Origin of the sequence: Chryseobacterium sp. JV558, from assembly GCF_033712365.1 — a bacterium.
Lineage (GTDB): Bacteria > Bacteroidota > Bacteroidia > Flavobacteriales > Weeksellaceae > Chryseobacterium.
Genome location: NZ_WJHU01000002.1, coordinates 472,406 through 488,111 on the forward strand (window position 1 = coordinate 472,406; position 15,706 = coordinate 488,111).

Consider the following 15,706-nt stretch of genomic DNA (forward strand, 5'->3'; position numbering starts at 1 on the left):
AAATTTTTTTAATTGTTAATATTTAAAATTGATTTGTTGCTAATATAAGGGAAAACATGATATAAATCATCTTTTCTTGAAGAATGAATCTACAAATTCCGTACCATTAAAAAGCTGCAAATCTTGCATTTTTTCGCCTACACCAATATATTTAACCGGAATCTGAAACTGATCAGAGATGCCAATGACAACACCTCCTTTTGCTGTTCCGTCTAATTTTGTAACTGCTAATGCATTTACTTCCGTTGCGGCTGTAAACTGTTTGGCTTGTTCAAAAGCATTCTGTCCGGTAGAACCGTCCAGAACCAGCAGGATCTCATGAGGTGCGTCAGGAATTACTTTCTGCATGACTCTTTTGATCTTGGAAAGTTCGTTCATCAGGTTGATCTTGTTGTGAAGTCTTCCTGCTGTATCAATGATGACAACGTCTGCATTTTGTGCTACAGCGCTTTGTACGGTATCGAATGCTACAGAGGCAGGGTCAGATCCCATTTCCTGTTTTACGATAGGAACACCCACTCTTTCGCTCCAGATCACCAATTGATCTACTGCAGCGGCTCTGAAGGTGTCAGCAGCTCCAAGAACTACTTTTTTACCCTCTGATTTGAACTGGTGAGCCAGTTTTCCTATAGTGGTTGTTTTTCCGACTCCATTCACTCCTACAACCATAATGACATAGGGTTTTTTGGAGGTGTCAATATTTCCTGTACTGGCATGAGGATTTTCAAGCAGTAGTCCTGAAATTTCATCACGAAGAATTTTATCCAGTTCGTTTACACTTACATATTTGTCTCTGGCAACACGTTCTTCAATTCTTCCTATGATTTTGATGGTGGTAGAGGCGCCTACATCAGATGCAATCAGTATTTCTTCCAGATCATCCAGTACTTCATCATCTACTTTGCTTTTGCCAACTACGGCTTTCGTCATTTTTTCAAAGAATCCCTGGCTGGATTTTTCCAACCCTTTGTCTAAGGTTTCTTTTTCTTCCTTTTTGAAAATATTTTTAAACCAACTCATAGTTTTAGTTTATTCTTATTTATTTTTAATCACTGCTGTGGCTTCTACTTCTATAAGCACATCATCTCTGAAAAGCCTGCTTACTTCCACAAGGCTGCTTACAGGAGGATTCTGAAGATTGACATACAAATCCCTGACTTTTCTGAAATCCGGTGTTTTTTTGATGTCTGTGGTAAAGATTCCCAGTTTGATAATATCTTTTCCTGTTCCTCCATATTCTCTCAGGATACTTTCAATATTTTTGAAAACCTGTTGGGTCTGTTCCTCTATAGAATTTCCCACCAGATTACCTTCGGAATCCAAAGGTACCTGCCCGGATAATAAAATCATTTTAGAACTGCCGCAGTCAATACTTACTGACTGTGATAGCCCTTTTATGGAGAAAACTTTTGGTGAATTTTTATATTCTATAGAATTCATTGTTTTCTGACTGAATGAAAATAGAAAAGCTAAGGTGCAAACCAGAACCAGGATCTTTTTCATATTTTGCTGATTAATAATCTGGTGAACAAAGATAACAAAAAAACTACCCAAAATATGAGTAGTTTTTTATATTGTAAACAAAGTACTGATTATTTTTTCAAATAACCATCTACTTCGTCAGCATTCATTACTTTTTCTTCGAAAACGTAAGCTCCAGATTTAGAAGACTTAATCATTTTCACCACTTTTGTCATTTTCTTAGACTGACCGCTTTGTAGGGTTGCTACTACTTTCTTTGCCATGGTAAGTTATTATTTATAAATTACTTAATTTCTTTGTGAAGGGTAGATCTCTTAAGAACAGGATTGTATTTTTTCAATTCCAATCTCTCTGTAGTGTTCTTTTTATTTTTTGTAGAAATGTATCTAGACATTCCTGGCATACCGCTTTCTTTGTGCTCTGTACATTCAAGGATTACTTGAACTCTATTTCCTTTTTTTGCCATGATTTATTAATTCTTTTTAATCAATCCGTTTCTAGTAGCTCTTTCAATAGCTTCCTCGATTCCAATCTTGTTAATCACTCTCAATCCATGAGCTGATACTTTCAGTGTTACGTGCTTATCTTGCTCTGGAAGGTAAAACTTCTTCTCTAATAAGTTAATTTCAAAACGACGCTTCGTTTTGTTATTAGCGTGAGAAACGTTGTTACCAACCATTGCACGCTTTCCTGTTATTTGGCAAATTCTTGACATATCTCGATGTTCTTATTTGTATAATATTTGAGAGTGCAAAATAACGAAGAATTTTTTAGATAGACAAATCTTTTGGAAAATATTTGCAAATAAGTGACTGATTAATAATCATGAATTTTTCAAATAGTAGAATCCTTGGGATACAGCAGATAATCAGTGCTGATATAATTCATACAGGCTTTTTTTTAAGCTAAGAATTTAATATCCTATCTTTGTTTTTAATTAATCTAAATAAAAACAAGTATGAAGAGGATTTATATTCTATTGTCTATGTTACCTGTCAGTCTGATGGCTCAGAACTTTACGGAGATACAGACCAGCATGAATAATTTTTATTATTCTGCGGCAGATATTGCAGATATAGACAACAATGGTACAATGGATATCGTGCTCAATGGAGCGATAGATTCTGATGGTGATGGAAATGTGGACAGTACTTATAATGAAGTATATCAGAACAATGGAACGACATTATTACCATATGCAGGATTGGGATCTGATGTGACCCATCTTGGAGATATTAAATTCATTGATTATAATAATGACGGGCTGATGGATATTATTTCCACAGGCCTCAGCTATATGGATGTTGTGAATTATAAACAATACCGTTTCAAAAATACAGGAACAGGCTTTGTAAAAGATGCTGAACTTCCCGGAAAAATTTATGGATCTGTAGAGGTTTTTGATTTTAATCATGATGGAAAATCGGATTATGCGATCAATGGAACTCAATATGGCCATGGAGGGGGATTCGGAAATACATTGGATTATTATAAAAATACAGGTGCCGGTTTTGATCTGACAGAAAACTGGGTTGACGGAACTCAAAACGGAAGTTTTAAAGTGGTAGACCTTAATAACGACAAGCTTCTGGATCTTGTGATTATTGGGTCAGATATCAATGGTGATCCGGTTTCTAAAGTATATATGAATCAGGCTGGAGTTTTGACTCCTACGCAGGATCTTGCTCCTGTAGCTGTTGGAAAAATAGATTTTGCAGATTTCAATGCGGATGGTTTTCAGGATATTGTAGTAATTGGAAGAGACGGAAATGATGATGGATATTTTGCTGTTTTAATGAATGACGGAACGGGAACATTGACTCCTCAGGTGATTGCTGTAAATGATATTTCTGATGCTGCATTAAGCGTTGGTGACCTTAATAATGATGGGTATTATGACTTTATCATTTCAGGGAATGAAAATTATAATGCTGTTGTGAAAACATATATCTATGATGTTTCTAATAATAAGTTTAATGAAGGAACATTAACGGGTATAACTAAGCTTGGAGGTCCGGGACTGGTACAGCTGTTTGATTTTAATAATGATCATCATCTGGATATCCTGTTGGGTGGATTTGACTGGGCTGCTTCTGATCTGCCTTCACTGACTAAAGTCTTTAAAAATAATTCTACTGCCGCAAATGCAAAGCCTATAGCACCAACTCAACTGAATCTGACGAAAAATGGAAACCGTTTCAATTTTGCATGGAGTGGTGCTTCGGATGACAAAACCCCGGTAAGTGCACTGCGTTATGAAATTACGGTAGGATCTACACAAGGAGCTCATGATATTGCTAAATATGTAGTGACGACACCATCATGGTTTCTGGATCTTGATCCGGCCATTCAGAATGTGTATTGGAGTGTGAAATCTATTGATGCTTCAAAGGTGTATTCTGATGCTTCCGTACAAAGTGTCTTGGGAACAGCGGAAATTAAATCTGATAAACAGCTTGTCATCTATCCGAATCCTACGTCAGATAAAGTGTATATCAAAGGAGAAAAAATTTCAGAAGCTGAAATGTATTCAATGGATGGAAAAAAACTGAATATCAGCGTAAATGGAGATCAGTCTATTGATGTTTCCCATTTACCTAAAGGAGTATATTTATTAAAACTGAAGATAAAAACCGAAATAACCACAAGGAAGCTTACGATTAAATAATTGAATCAATTCTATCTTCTATCAATGAGAAAAGCCAGACGTCCAGCTGGCTTTTCTCTTTTTTTATTTTAAAATGTTGCAGAATTGTGCAATTTGTGTTTAAAAATTATGCTTTCTTCGTTTTCTTTTTAAACCACTCAATCAGATAATAAAACAGTAAAAAGCCCAGTGCAAATATGGAAAACCTTGACAGAAGATCTCCTGCTCTTGCATAAAATGTCATCGTATCATACAGGTTCACTTTTGCAAATAAGGCTGTTTTGTCTCCATAGAATGTATCAGCAGTTACTTCACCTTTAGCATTGATATGAGCGGAGATTCCACTGTTGGCAGCGCGGGCAATTTCTCTTCTGGTTTCAATGGCTCTTAGTTTAGCATAAGATAAAAGCTGTTTGTGTCCTTCTGTAACGCCCCACCAGGAGTCGTTGGTCATAATAGCTAAGAAATTGGCTCCTTTTTTCACATAGTCTGTTACAAACTCACCGTAAATACTTTCATAGCAGATGATAGGTGCCAGTTTCCCTTTGTTGTAAGGGTTTGAAAAAGCAACTCTTTCTTTATCTGTTCCCAAAGAGGCTACTGTACCTCCAAGGTTGATCATAGCATCTCCCAAAAGCGGTTTTAAAACATTCATATACGGAAATATTTCAACACCCGGTACCAGCTTTCCTTTGTGGTAAGCCTCTACTTTTTGATTAGGAACCAACTGAATCGCGGTATTATAACTGCTCACCCAAACACCACTGTTGATCTGGTAAGCTTCTTTAGGTAAATCGGCAGGATTATAAAAAAACCGGTGCGAAGAGATTCCTGTAGCAAAAACAGATCCCGGATGATTGGATAAAAATCCTTTGATATTGTTTAAAAGTAAACTTTTTTCAAAAGCTGTTTCAGAAATAGATCCTCTGCCGGGAAGAGCCGTTTCCGGTGCGATATAATAATCAATTTTACCCGTAGAATTTTTTTCAGCCAGCGCCAGTAAATCCTGCTCAATGGTAAGGCTGTCTTTTGAATACTTTTCGGCATAAGGATCAAGATCCGGCTGCAGCATCAGAACACTCACCTGTCCAGCTGGCTTTTCATCAAAATTATTGTATTTGATCACTGAAATAATCATTGGAATAACAATTAAAGCTCCAACGATGGCCGAATTTTTAATCAGGTCTTTTCTCTTTCTTCCGGCTTCCCAGGTTCTTATGGTATAGAAGATAAGAACATTGATCAGTAAGATCCAGAAACTTCCTCCGGTAGCTCCTAAAGTGTCATACCATTGAATCAGTTTTGGGTAGTCGGCAAATACATTCCCAAGGTTCAGCCATGGCCATGTCAGTTCCCATCCCAAATGGAATTTTTCAAAACTCATCCAGATCGCAATCAGAAATCCCAATCCCCAATACGTTCCCTGAGCATTTTTGTACCAGTGATAGCATTGGAATACTAGTGAATATAAAAGAGAATTGACCAATACCGGGAATACTACAGCCATCAGAGAATGACTTCCGTCAGGATTCTTTGAGCCATACAGCCATCCTGTAGTGACTACATTCCAGATCACAAAACATAGATAAGACAATCCGAAGACTACCCAGCTTTTCCTTTTATAATCTGAGAATTTTGAGACTCCATGTTCCATCATCAGAAGAGGAACGAGGGCAAAAAATATAAAAAACGGAACTCCATAAGTTGGCCATGAAACCGACAGCAGCATTGCTGAAATAAGTGTAAGTAGAACGTATTTCATTAAATTATTTTAATACACAAATTTAATGTTTTTGAAATGAATATATTAGCAGTTCAATGTTAAAGAAAATATATAAAATTAGTATTGTTCCGTATACTCTGTTTCTGCTTTACCTGATGTTTTTAGGAATGGGCAGGTTTCAGTATGAAGAAAATCTCCTTACATTAGAACCTGTTTTTTCTACAATAAAATTTATTCAGGGTCCGAATAAGACAATAGATATTGTGATGATTGTCCTGGGAAATATTATTATGTTTATTCCTTTTGGATTCTTGGGGTGGGTTTTGCCTGATCTGAAAAAACTGAAGCCATTGATTTTTAGTTTTGTTTCGTGTATCGTTATTGTTGAAGCGCTACAATACTTTACAAGAATGGGAATATTTGAGGTAGACGATATCATCCTGAATACATTGGGGGTGTATCTGGGATGGGTATTTTGCAGAATTATTGAAAAAAGATTTACTTATTAAGTTCCTTGGCGCGTTTTTCAGCGTTCAGAATTCCCTGTTTCAGAATTTCTTTGAAACTGTTGTCTTCAAAAGTTTTTAAAGCAGCCTCCGTAGTTCCGCCCTTAGAAGCAACATCTTGAATCAGTTCTTCCAGATTTTTTTCTGAATTATTAATCAGGTGATAAGCCCCCAGCATCGTCTGCTTTACAAAAAGCTTAGAAAGGTTTTCTTCAATCCCCATTTCAATCCCGGCCTTAATCATCGCATCAATAATGTAATAGAAATAAGCAGGACCACTTCCGGAAAGTGCCGTAACACCATCAAGAAGGTCTTCTTCCTCCAGATAAACTGATCTTCCGGTGCTGTTCAGTAATCTTTCAATACTTATTAATTGACTGAAAGAAATACCATCTGCAGCAGTATATCCTGTAATTCCCATTCCCAGAAGGGTAGGAGAGTTGGGCATTGCCCTTACGACAAGCGGATGGTTCAGTAATTTTTGAATTTTTTCAATATTGATTCCGGCCATAATGGACAATACCATCTGGTTTTCCTTAAAAGTAAATTGAATATTTTGGGCAACCGATTGGAAATCCTGAGGTTTTACAGCAATGATAATCAAGTCAGAATCGAGTTCCTTCACTTCTTCAAAGGTGGAAATTTTAGATTTGGGGAATTCTTCCGCTATTTTGGAGATTTTGGATTCGCTTCTGATGATCAGATGCAGATGTTCAGGTTTGATCAGTTCGTATTTCAAAAATGATTTTGAAAAAGAAAGTCCCATATTTCCGGCTCCAAGAATAGCTATTTTCATCACGAATTGTAATTTTTAAGCTAAAATAATGATTTTTTAGGATGTGGGAATAACTTGTGACGAGTTATTGTTGGAAAACGCAAGGGTGCAATTTTTTGAATAACATGCTGTTTTAAGGCGCAATAAAATTGAAATTTTTAATAAAACGAAGTATTATAAAATCCTGTAAAATAAAGATATACAGTATTCAGTTTTATAGCAGATAAAATCTTTGCGTCTTAAAGCATAATGTATGTCAAAATCTTCGCGCCTTTGCGTTTACCAATATTTTTAGAAATAGTGTATAAAAAAGGCTGTATTCCAATCGAATCAGCCCTAATATATTTTTTAGATTATATAATATTCACTTCCCGTTCAAGCTCTATCCCAAACTTTTCTTTTACAGAATTGATAATTTCAGTAGAAAAATCAAAAATTTCTTTTCCAGTAGCATTTCCAGTAGCATTGATGATGACTAAGGACTGTAATTTGTGTGAAGCTACATTTCCAATCTGCTTTCCTTTCCATCCACATTGCTCAATCAGCCATCCCGCAGGAACTTTTACCCTGTCACCATTAGGATAGCCCTGAATATTTTCAAAATTTTGCTTTAAATCTTCAAATTGAATTAAAGGAATAGTCGGGTTTTTGAAAAAGCTTCCGGCATTTCCAATTTGCTTAGGATCCGGCAGTTTACTTTGTCTGATATTGATAACCGCTTTGGAAATATCCTGAATAGTAGGATTTTCAATGCCAAGATTTTCCAGTTCAGATTTGATCGCACCATATTCTGTTTTGATAGGGTGGTCTTTCTGGGTAAGTTTAAAAGTGACTTCCAGAATAACATATCTGCCCTTTCCTTCCTGTTTGAAGATTGAATCTCTATAACCGAACCTGCACTGTTCAAGGTTAAAAGTTGAAAGTTCAAGATTTTCTAAATCCAATACCTGACAGCTGACAAAAACATCCTTGATTTCCGTTCCGTAAGCCCCGATATTCTGCATTGGAGAGGTGCCTACATTTCCAGGAATTAAAGAGAGGTTTTCCAGCCCTCCAAGATTTTTTTGCAGGCAGTACATTACAAATTCATGCCAGTTTTCACCTGCTTTTGCTGTTGCCAATACTTCATTTTCATTGATGCTCTCTTCGGAAATTCCTTTTAAATTAAGTCTGATAGCCAGACCGTCAAAATCTTTGGTAAGAAGAATGTTGCTTCCTCCTCCTAAAAACAGAAGCTGAAGAGATTGAGCTTTCGAGAAAATAAGGGCCTCTTTTAATTCATCAATACTATTGACTTCAGTAAAATAGCGGGCCTTGGCTTCAACACCGAATGTGTTATAAGGTTTGAGTGAAAAATTTTCCTGCATGTTTTATTTGTATTCTTTGGGAAGAATTTTGTCTAGTTGTTCTTTAAGTTGTTGTAGCTGCTTATAATGTAAAGTGTCTACATAAGCATTCACATAGATGTGTGATTTTTTCGGAGTCCAGATCTGGAAAGTCTCGTCTATACCGTCTACCGATTGCTGGCTGGGAGAGCTTTTTATATAATCGAGGTCTACAATCCTGACCGGTGATATAAGCTGTTTCCAGGTGCTGGAAGTGATGGCAGATGCCCATTTTTTATGGGTTTGATTGGCCGTCATTCCTTTTTCTGCAAACACGGAATCTTTTGTGACTTTTATGATCCTGTAGTTGCCAAGACTGCCTCCAATATCAGATACACTGATATAGGTGATCTCGTATTGATTTTTATGGGAAGCAGAGGATTCCGTTTTTTTGGAATCACAGGAAAAAAATGCCGACAGCAAAAGAATCGAAAACAGTATTTTCAGATGTAATTTTTTTGTTGTCGGCATAGGATATATTTTACAGACTGAATTCTTCTCTATACTTCTTTAAAGCTTCTTTCAGAATTTCAGCACTTCTTTTTAAATCTTCTTCTTTCAGAACGTAGGCAATTCTTACCTGTTTCTTTCCTAATTCCGGATCACTGTAGAATCCTCCTGCAGGAGCTACCATAATGGTTTCGTTGTTAAGAGCATATTTTTCAAGCAGCCATTGTGCAAATTTTTCAGTATCATCTACTGGAAGTTCAGCAACACAGTAGAAAGCTCCTCTAGGTTTTGGGCAGATAACACCAGGAATAGCATTCAAAAGATCTACCAATACATTTCTTCTGTGGGTATATTCTTCTCTTACCGCTCTGATATAAGCACCATCATTCTGGTGTGCCGCTGTTGCAGCAATCTGTCCTAAAAGAACCGGGCTCAATCTTGCCTGTGCAAAAAGCATGGCAGCATTACGGATTTTGTTAGAACGGGTAACCAGACATCCGATTCTTACCCCACACATAGAATAACGCTTGGATTCTGAATCTATGATGATACAGTTTTCAGCTAATTCAGGGAAATCAAACATTGAGATCTGCTGCTTTCCGTCATATACATATTCTCTGTATACTTCATCCGAAATGATTACAATATCATATTTCAAAGCAATGTCTGCAAGCTTCTGAAGTTCCTCGCGGGTATACAGATATCCGGTAGGGTTTCCTGGGTTACAGATGATGATTGCTCTTGTTTTTTCTGTGATTTTTTTCTCGAATTCTTCAATGGGAGGTAAAGCAAAACCATTATCAATAGTAGAAGATACAGCTACTACATTCACATCAAATGTGCTGGTAAAACCATTGTAGTTGGCATAGTAGGGCTCAGGAATAATCACTTCGTCACCTTCATCACATAAAGTAGAGATGGCAAAGTTCAGGGCTTCAGAACCTCCATTGGTAACAATGAAATTATCAGGAGTAAGATCTGAAAAACCTAATGAATGATAATATTCTGTAAGGGCCTTTCTGTATTCTATATTCCCTTCAGAAAGCGCATATTCCAATACTTTTAAATCGATGTTTTTTAAAGCATTTAAAGCTGTTTCCGGAGTTTCAATATCAGGCTGCCCGATATTAAGATGATATACTTTTATTCCTTTCTGTTTTGCTTGTAATGCAAAGGGAACCAGTTTTCTTACCGGCGATGGCGGCATATGCAGTGCTCTGTTTGAAATATTCGGCATTGTTCAAAAAATTTGTATGACAAAAATAGGATTTAATTTCTCAATAATAAAATTAAGAATCAATAAGAAGATGTTTCATTAAGTTTTACTTTGTCTTTAAAATCTGCCTATTTCAATAGTTTTTAATATTGATTTTCTATACATTTTAAATAAATATTAGCATTTTGTTAAAAATAATATTTTTGTATTGTTATTTTTCATAAATTTCGCCTCAAATGTGATTAAAATGGTAATAAATTTATTTTCTAGAGTGGTACCCGCTATCGCTCTCTTTTCTGCCAGTGTACTCATGGCTCAAAATTATCAAACTATGCCAGTAGCTTCAGGCTTTACAGCTGATGTGATTGCTAATGGGGTAGGTTCTTCAACAATTACTACAAATAATGACGTAGACGGAGTTTCTTATGCTTTTGTAGCTAAAGATTTTCAGCTGACATCTTCAAGTACTGCTATTACGTACGGTATTCCTGTTGATGGTGTTATTAATTCTGTAGTGGGAACCACCCCGGGATTGAGCTTTCAGTTAGCCAGTTTGAATGCGAACAATTCATTAAGACTGGCTGCAACCAGTGATAACGGAACTTTGGCATTTACAACACCAAAAGCAGCAACCAAACTGTATATGCTTGCTGTAAGTGGAAGCGGTACTTCTACGGTAAATGCAGTGGTAAACTTTACAGACGGTAGTTCACAGACGTTTTCAAGTATCAGTCTTGCAGACTGGTATGGAGGATCCAACTTTGCCATCCAGGGAATAGGAAGGATTAAAAAGCCGGGGGCAACTCCTGCTGCTGGTGATGATGTTCCTTCTCCTGAGGGCGGAACGAACCCAAGATTATATCAGGTTGAGCTGGCAATAGATGCAGCAAATCAGGCAAAGCTAATACAAAGTGTAACAGTTACTAAAGCAAGTGGCTCAGGGTTACCTAATGTCTTTGCTTTTTCAGCGGATGCCTATTCGGATTGTATGCCTCCTGTATTGCAGGCTGTTTCAGGAATTACTGCTAACTCTGCTTTGGTTTCATGGACAGGCAGTGCTGCCAGTTATGATGTATACCACAGTACTTCAAGTACAATACCTGCAAGTACAGTAACACCTACGTATCCGGGGGTAACAGGTACTAGTACAACGATAGGAGGTCTTAATCCCAATACAACTTATTATTATTGGGTAAGATCCAATTGTAACACGGCGACAGGCCAAAGTGTATGGTCTTTTGCAGGAACATTTAAAACAGCTTGTTCTACTTTTACAGTTCCATATACAGAAAACTTTGATACTACAAGCACAGGGTCCAGTACCAACACTAATGCACCAAGCTGTTGGGCATATTTAGAAAGTGCATCATTTACGGGCTATGGGTATGTAACTACATCCAACAACTATTCAGCACCCAATGCTTATTATTTATATAACTCAAGTGCTACTACAGGTAGCCAAATGTTAGTTTCACCTCCAACAGTAAATCTTTCAGATGGTACTAAACGAGTGAGATTCTATGCAAGATCCGGATCAAATGGATACACATTATTAATAGGTACTTTATCAAATCCTACTGATCCTGCTTCTTTTACACAAATAGGTTCTCCTATTGCTTTGACAACTACTCACACTCAATATACTGTTAATATTCCTGCGGGCTCTGATTTGCAATTAGCATTCAAACATGGTTTAGGAGGTTCAGCTCGTGCTCTTTATATTGATAATATTACCGTTCAGAATATTCCTTCTTGTCTTGAGCCAACAGCAACTACTTCATCAAACGTGACAATGAATGCTGCAACGATAGGTTGGACAGCACCATCCTCAGTTCCTGCAAACGGATACGAAGTATACTACAGTACAACCAATACTGCACCTGATGCTACAACTGTATTGAATGCTACCAATTCCGTAACTTCTACCATAACTTCAGCACCATTAAGTTCACTATCTGCTGACACGAATTACTATGCATGGGTAAGATCTGTATGTAGTGGCAGTGATAAAAGTATCTGGAGTGAAGTTATTGCATTCAGAACAGGATACTGTCTGCCTTCATCTGCTTCTCAGAACTCGTGGCTTTCTGACTTCAGTTCTACCGGAGGATTGATAAATATGGCTTATTCAGCCGGTTCAAGTGTTGCAGGTGGATATCAAAATTTAATAACAAGCAATAACAAGATCATAAATGCTCCAGGATCCGACACTTCAGTGTCTTTCACTGCAGGAGGTCCAACATGTGGAATAGCGGTTTGGGTAGACTGGAATAACAATTTAACTTTTGAAGCTTCGGAAAGAATGTTTGTTACTAATACTTATATAACCAATGCTTCCGGAACTATTACGGTACCTGCGGGAACTCCTCTGGGAAGTTATAGAATGAGAGTGGTAACTGATTATAACAGTACAGCACCTTCAAATCCTTGTACTGCTATTTCAAGAGGAGAATTTATTGATTTTACCTTTGAAGTAGCTACCTCTTTATCAACTTCAGAAACGAATCTGAAGAAAAAAGAAGTGAATGTATATCCTAATCCTTTCAAAGATGTTCTGCATGTTGCGGATATCAAAAATGTTAAATCTGTAACGGTTACAGATGTAGCAGGAAGAGTAGTGAAAACTATTGATAATCCAACTACAGAACTTCAGTTAGGAGAATTAAATACTGGTTTATACTTGGTGACAATGAACTTTAAAGATGGTTCAAAATCTACAGTAAAAGCCATTAAAAAATAAAATTTTTTGAGTTAATAATTTCTGTAGGCAGTTGCATTCGTGTGACTGCCTTTTTTATGATCCATTACATAATAACTGGACAAATTATTCTTAAAAAATGTTGACGAAATTATTATACATTTGCACCGAAAACTATAACATCCATGAATAAACTTAAACTACTTTTTTTAATACCATTATTTTATTCCGAATTTTCACAGGCCCAGCGAATTGATAAAGAAACGATCAGTTTTCAGCTTTTGAAAGAACCTGTTTTTCCTACAGACCTCTCCAGCAGAAACTATACGATTACGGTAAAATCTCCTTATAATATTACAAAAGATGATGTTGTAAGATTGTCAAAAGAAGATCATCAGAAAAAGGTAGATAATTATCAGGCAAACATTGAAAATGCCAAGTACGAACACGGAGAAAGATTGAAGGATTATGATGCTGAAGTGAAAAAACTTCAGGAAAAGTATAAACTTGAATCTGCAGAATACAGCAAACTATCAGCGGTTGAAAAAATTGCTGCAACCAACGGCGCTCCTACGCTGAGATTACCTTCAAGACCTATCCTTAATATTCCTCCGGTTCCGGTGTATCAGCAGCCAGATCTTAGAGATGCCTTAATTGTGGATAACAAAATTCTGGCTTCTCAAATAGATGTAATCGGTTTTTCAAAAGGAGGAAATTATCTTGATATCGTCATAGAAATGGAAAGAACAAATTTTCAGGATAATCAAGGGAAAACCTTTGCTAATCAGCCAACAAAAATCACAGCAAAGCAAGGTGGTACTATAAAACTGGATAAGACCTATTTCTCTGATTTTGCAGAAATAGCAAGCGTTCCGACCAATGAAATCAATCTGAATGCTCAGGAAAAAAGATTTCTGCAAAGAACTATTGACCGCACAAGAAATATTATCAATGAAAATTTCGGGTATCAGACCATCAATTCTACAGTGACTTTGGCAACTGTAAAGAACAAAGGAGAGTATGACGATTTGGAAAAAGCATATATCTACGTTACTACCAATTTGAAAAAACTTCAGGCAAAGTCAGATTATGCTCCGAACAAAATAGCGATGGAAAATATGCAGAAAGGAATTGATCTATGGAAAAGTGCTTTAACAAAAGTGAATTATAACGATAAGAAAGCGCTTTACAACCAAAAGATCGGGGAGTATCTTTATTTTAACCTGATCAGATTGAATATTGCTTTAGGAAACTACCAGGATGCTGAGAAATATTTAAATGAATTACAGGAACATTTAGTAGATATTAAACTATCCTACGATGCTAATCTTGAACTGAAAAGATTAGAAGAAAAAATTTATAATAACTAAAGAAAACAATATGATTAAACAGATTATTGCTTCGGCATTAATTACAGCTTCCGTGTACTCTTATGCACAGACGAAGGTGACCGAAGGAACAAAATTCACAGTGGATGCCAATCTTGAAACTGATGATAAACTGGTTTTGGCAGATGATTACAATTCTTATATGTTCAGCGCTATCAATATTGATGGATTGATGAGAAATGTTTTCCCTCACAAGAAATTACTGATGAGAAAACTGGATCAGAACGGAAGTCTTGTGGATACTTATGTGAAAGATTACGCCAACAAAACGAATGGTGTACTTCACAATTATCTTGGATCACAGCAGATTGATGATGATAAATTTATAGCATTTACGGAAGAGTATTTCGGAAAAGAAAACAGAAAAGAAGTCTTTCAACATGTTTTCAGCAGAAAGGAAGGTACTTTTACAACAAAAAGTATTGCAAAATATAGTATTGAGTCTACCAATAGATCAGGAACGACTTATGTGCTTTTCTCAGAAAACGGGAAATATGCAGCCATCTTCAATGACCGGTTTGCCAACAAAAAAACGGATAATGTGAATGATGTTCTGGTAATGGACCTGAGAACACTTTCTCCGGTTTGGAACAAAGAAATTACATTAAGTAATGATTATGTTGAAAAATCTCTGACATTAACTAACTCAGCGAAAATCGTTGTATTGCGTAAAGCTGCAGGCTGGAAAGAATCTTATAAGCTGGAACTGGTTTCCAATACAGAGGATAAAGATCTTCCGTTCGATGATAAGTATATTCCTGAGAAGTTATATGCTTTCAGTAAAAATGACAGTGATTATCTGGTAACGTTTGGAAGAAAAAATGCCACAGTTACTCTTGGTTCAAGCACTTTCGGAACGGTAATGTACTATGATATGAAATCTGGAAAAGCGGTTATCAGCAATACCAATTTAGCAGGAAGCAAAGATATGAATGATGTGAAAGTCATCAAAACCATTGTGAAAGGAGATGAGGTTTTAATGGCCGTTCAACAGGAAACGGTGACAAGACCGATGCCTACAACAATGAATCGTTTCCCGGATCCTGTATATTCATTAGATGCAGGAATGCTGATCAAATTTAATAAAGAAGGAGAAGTAAAGCAATTTGTTGCAGCAGGAACTTCTACAGGAAAAAGAATTAACGTTGTTGAAGCCGGAGAGAAACTTTATATTTCTGCGTTCTATCCTAAAGGAGCATTTGGAAATACAGGATTTTCTATGAAAGTTTTTGATTTTACTAATCTGAAACCTCAGGAGGTAAGTCTTGATTATAAAGGAAGAAATTTCTTCCAGAACTACGGTTTTACAGATGGAAATATGATCCAGTACGTTCCGAATGTCAACAAAATGATGTTCCTTCAAAAGAACAGCAAAGATGTTCAGATGTTCAGCGTGTACAATTTTATAAAATAATCGTATTTTAGAAAAAATTACA

15 protein-coding genes are annotated in these 15,706 nt (G+C 36.5%); 5 read left to right on the forward strand and 10 right to left on the reverse strand.

The window, feature by feature from the left end:
- Nucleotides 1–66 precede the first annotated feature (66 nt).
- The 5 genes from ftsY to rpmB form a co-directional block, all read right to left on the reverse strand.
- Nucleotides 67–1,020 carry a signal recognition particle-docking protein FtsY gene (gene ftsY, locus GFU89_RS07900; protein WP_047386493.1) on the reverse strand — a complete coding sequence of 318 codons (954 nt, stop codon included), beginning with the start codon at nucleotides 1,018–1,020 and terminating at the stop codon, nucleotides 67–69.
- A 15-nt stretch (nucleotides 1,021–1,035) separates the two neighbouring features.
- Nucleotides 1,036–1,503: a RidA family protein gene (locus GFU89_RS07905; protein ID WP_318846615.1), complete on the reverse strand. Its 468-nt coding sequence runs from the start codon at nucleotides 1,501–1,503 to the stop codon at nucleotides 1,036–1,038.
- 89 nt (nucleotides 1,504–1,592) lie between these two features.
- Complete coding sequence (locus tag GFU89_RS07910; RefSeq protein ID WP_073175385.1) at nucleotides 1,593–1,745, reverse strand: DUF4295 domain-containing protein; 153 nt, start codon at nucleotides 1,743–1,745, stop codon at nucleotides 1,593–1,595.
- 20 nt (nucleotides 1,746–1,765) lie between these two features.
- Nucleotides 1,766–1,948: a 50S ribosomal protein L33 gene (gene rpmG / locus GFU89_RS07915; RefSeq protein ID WP_027373683.1), complete on the reverse strand. Its 183-nt coding sequence runs from the start codon at nucleotides 1,946–1,948 to the stop codon at nucleotides 1,766–1,768.
- Between the two features lie 6 nt (nucleotides 1,949–1,954).
- Nucleotides 1,955–2,197 (reverse strand): 50S ribosomal protein L28, encoded by a 243-nt coding sequence (gene rpmB, locus GFU89_RS07920; RefSeq protein WP_002976757.1) that lies wholly within the window; start codon nucleotides 2,195–2,197, stop codon nucleotides 1,955–1,957.
- Nucleotides 2,198–2,440: 243 nt separating this feature from the next.
- Here rpmB and GFU89_RS07925 point away from each other — a divergent pair, with 243 nt between their 5' ends.
- The gene (locus GFU89_RS07925; RefSeq protein WP_318846616.1) at nucleotides 2,441–4,150 is read left to right on the forward strand and encodes a T9SS type A sorting domain-containing protein; all 1,710 of its coding nucleotides are present in this window, start codon (nucleotides 2,441–2,443) and stop codon (nucleotides 4,148–4,150) included.
- Between the two features lie 106 nt (nucleotides 4,151–4,256).
- Here the strand turns inward: GFU89_RS07925 and lnt are convergent, their stop codons facing one another.
- Nucleotides 4,257–5,891 carry an apolipoprotein N-acyltransferase gene (lnt, locus tag GFU89_RS07930; RefSeq protein ID WP_318846617.1) on the reverse strand — a complete coding sequence of 545 codons (1,635 nt, stop codon included), beginning with the start codon at nucleotides 5,889–5,891 and terminating at the stop codon, nucleotides 4,257–4,259.
- A 56-nt stretch (nucleotides 5,892–5,947) separates the two neighbouring features.
- On the opposite strand from lnt, the gene GFU89_RS07935 reads away from it, so the two are divergent.
- Entirely contained in the window at nucleotides 5,948–6,361 is a 414-nt protein-coding gene (locus tag GFU89_RS07935) for a VanZ family protein (RefSeq protein WP_318846618.1), read from the forward strand.
- Here GFU89_RS07935 and proC read toward each other — a convergent pair.
- The 4 genes from proC to GFU89_RS07955 form a co-directional block, all read right to left on the reverse strand.
- On the reverse strand, nucleotides 6,351–7,154 hold the full coding sequence (gene proC, locus GFU89_RS07940; protein ID WP_318846619.1) for a pyrroline-5-carboxylate reductase: 804 nt from the start codon (nucleotides 7,152–7,154) through the stop codon (nucleotides 6,351–6,353). The two genes, GFU89_RS07935 and proC, sit on opposite strands and share 11 nt — an antisense overlap.
- A 332-nt stretch (nucleotides 7,155–7,486) precedes the next feature.
- The gene (gene murB / locus GFU89_RS07945; RefSeq protein ID WP_318846620.1) at nucleotides 7,487–8,500 is read right to left on the reverse strand and encodes a UDP-N-acetylmuramate dehydrogenase; all 1,014 of its coding nucleotides are present in this window, start codon (nucleotides 8,498–8,500) and stop codon (nucleotides 7,487–7,489) included.
- A gap of 3 nt (nucleotides 8,501–8,503) precedes the next feature.
- Nucleotides 8,504–8,989 (reverse strand): hypothetical protein, encoded by a 486-nt coding sequence (locus tag GFU89_RS07950; RefSeq protein ID WP_318846621.1) that lies wholly within the window; start codon nucleotides 8,987–8,989, stop codon nucleotides 8,504–8,506.
- 10 nt (nucleotides 8,990–8,999) lie between these two features.
- On the reverse strand, nucleotides 9,000–10,205 hold the full coding sequence (locus GFU89_RS07955) for a pyridoxal phosphate-dependent aminotransferase (RefSeq protein ID WP_318846622.1): 1,206 nt from the start codon (nucleotides 10,203–10,205) through the stop codon (nucleotides 9,000–9,002).
- 310 nt (nucleotides 10,206–10,515) lie between these two features.
- Here GFU89_RS07955 and GFU89_RS07960 point away from each other — a divergent pair, with 310 nt between their 5' ends.
- From GFU89_RS07960 to GFU89_RS07970, 3 genes are all read left to right on the forward strand, one after another.
- On the forward strand, nucleotides 10,516–12,924 hold the full coding sequence (locus tag GFU89_RS07960) for a GEVED domain-containing protein (protein ID WP_318846623.1): 2,409 nt from the start codon (nucleotides 10,516–10,518) through the stop codon (nucleotides 12,922–12,924).
- 143 nt (nucleotides 12,925–13,067) lie between these two features.
- Entirely contained in the window at nucleotides 13,068–14,252 is a 1,185-nt protein-coding gene (locus GFU89_RS07965; RefSeq protein WP_318846624.1) for a hypothetical protein, read from the forward strand.
- Between the two features lie 10 nt (nucleotides 14,253–14,262).
- The gene (locus GFU89_RS07970) at nucleotides 14,263–15,684 is read left to right on the forward strand and encodes a hypothetical protein (protein ID WP_318846625.1); all 1,422 of its coding nucleotides are present in this window, start codon (nucleotides 14,263–14,265) and stop codon (nucleotides 15,682–15,684) included.
- The last annotated feature ends 22 nt before the right edge of the window (nucleotides 15,685–15,706 follow it).

Excerpts from the sequence above, each read along its gene's own strand:
- GFU89_RS07950 (WP_318846621.1), bottom strand. The coding sequence starts at position 8,989 with ATGCCGACAACAAAAAAATTACATCTGAAAATACTGTTTTCGATTCTT.
- rpmG (WP_027373683.1), bottom strand. The coding sequence starts at position 1,948 with ATGGCAAAAAAAGGAAATAGAGTTCAAGTAATCCTTGAATGTACAGAG.
- rpmB (WP_002976757.1), bottom strand. The coding sequence starts at position 2,197 with ATGTCAAGAATTTGCCAAATAACAGGAAAGCGTGCAATGGTTGGTAAC.
- ftsY (WP_047386493.1), bottom strand. The coding sequence starts at position 1,020 with ATGAGTTGGTTTAAAAATATTTTCAAAAAGGAAGAAAAAGAAACCTTA.
- GFU89_RS07925 (WP_318846616.1), top strand. The coding sequence starts at position 2,441 with ATGAAGAGGATTTATATTCTATTGTCTATGTTACCTGTCAGTCTGATG.
- lnt (WP_318846617.1), bottom strand. The coding sequence starts at position 5,891 with ATGAAATACGTTCTACTTACACTTATTTCAGCAATGCTGCTGTCGGTT.
- GFU89_RS07965 (WP_318846624.1), top strand. The coding sequence starts at position 13,068 with ATGAATAAACTTAAACTACTTTTTTTAATACCATTATTTTATTCCGAA.
- GFU89_RS07955 (WP_318846622.1), bottom strand. The coding sequence starts at position 10,205 with ATGCCGAATATTTCAAACAGAGCACTGCATATGCCGCCATCGCCGGTA.
- GFU89_RS07905 (WP_318846615.1), bottom strand. The coding sequence starts at position 1,503 with ATGAAAAAGATCCTGGTTCTGGTTTGCACCTTAGCTTTTCTATTTTCA.
- GFU89_RS07960 (WP_318846623.1), top strand. The coding sequence starts at position 10,516 with ATGCCAGTAGCTTCAGGCTTTACAGCTGATGTGATTGCTAATGGGGTA.
- GFU89_RS07910 (WP_073175385.1), bottom strand. The coding sequence starts at position 1,745 with ATGGCAAAGAAAGTAGTAGCAACCCTACAAAGCGGTCAGTCTAAGAAA.
- GFU89_RS07935 (WP_318846618.1), top strand. The coding sequence starts at position 5,948 with ATGTTAAAGAAAATATATAAAATTAGTATTGTTCCGTATACTCTGTTT.
- murB (WP_318846620.1), bottom strand. The coding sequence starts at position 8,500 with ATGCAGGAAAATTTTTCACTCAAACCTTATAACACATTCGGTGTTGAA.
- GFU89_RS07970 (WP_318846625.1), top strand. The coding sequence starts at position 14,263 with ATGATTAAACAGATTATTGCTTCGGCATTAATTACAGCTTCCGTGTAC.
- proC (WP_318846619.1), bottom strand. The coding sequence starts at position 7,154 with ATGAAAATAGCTATTCTTGGAGCCGGAAATATGGGACTTTCTTTTTCA.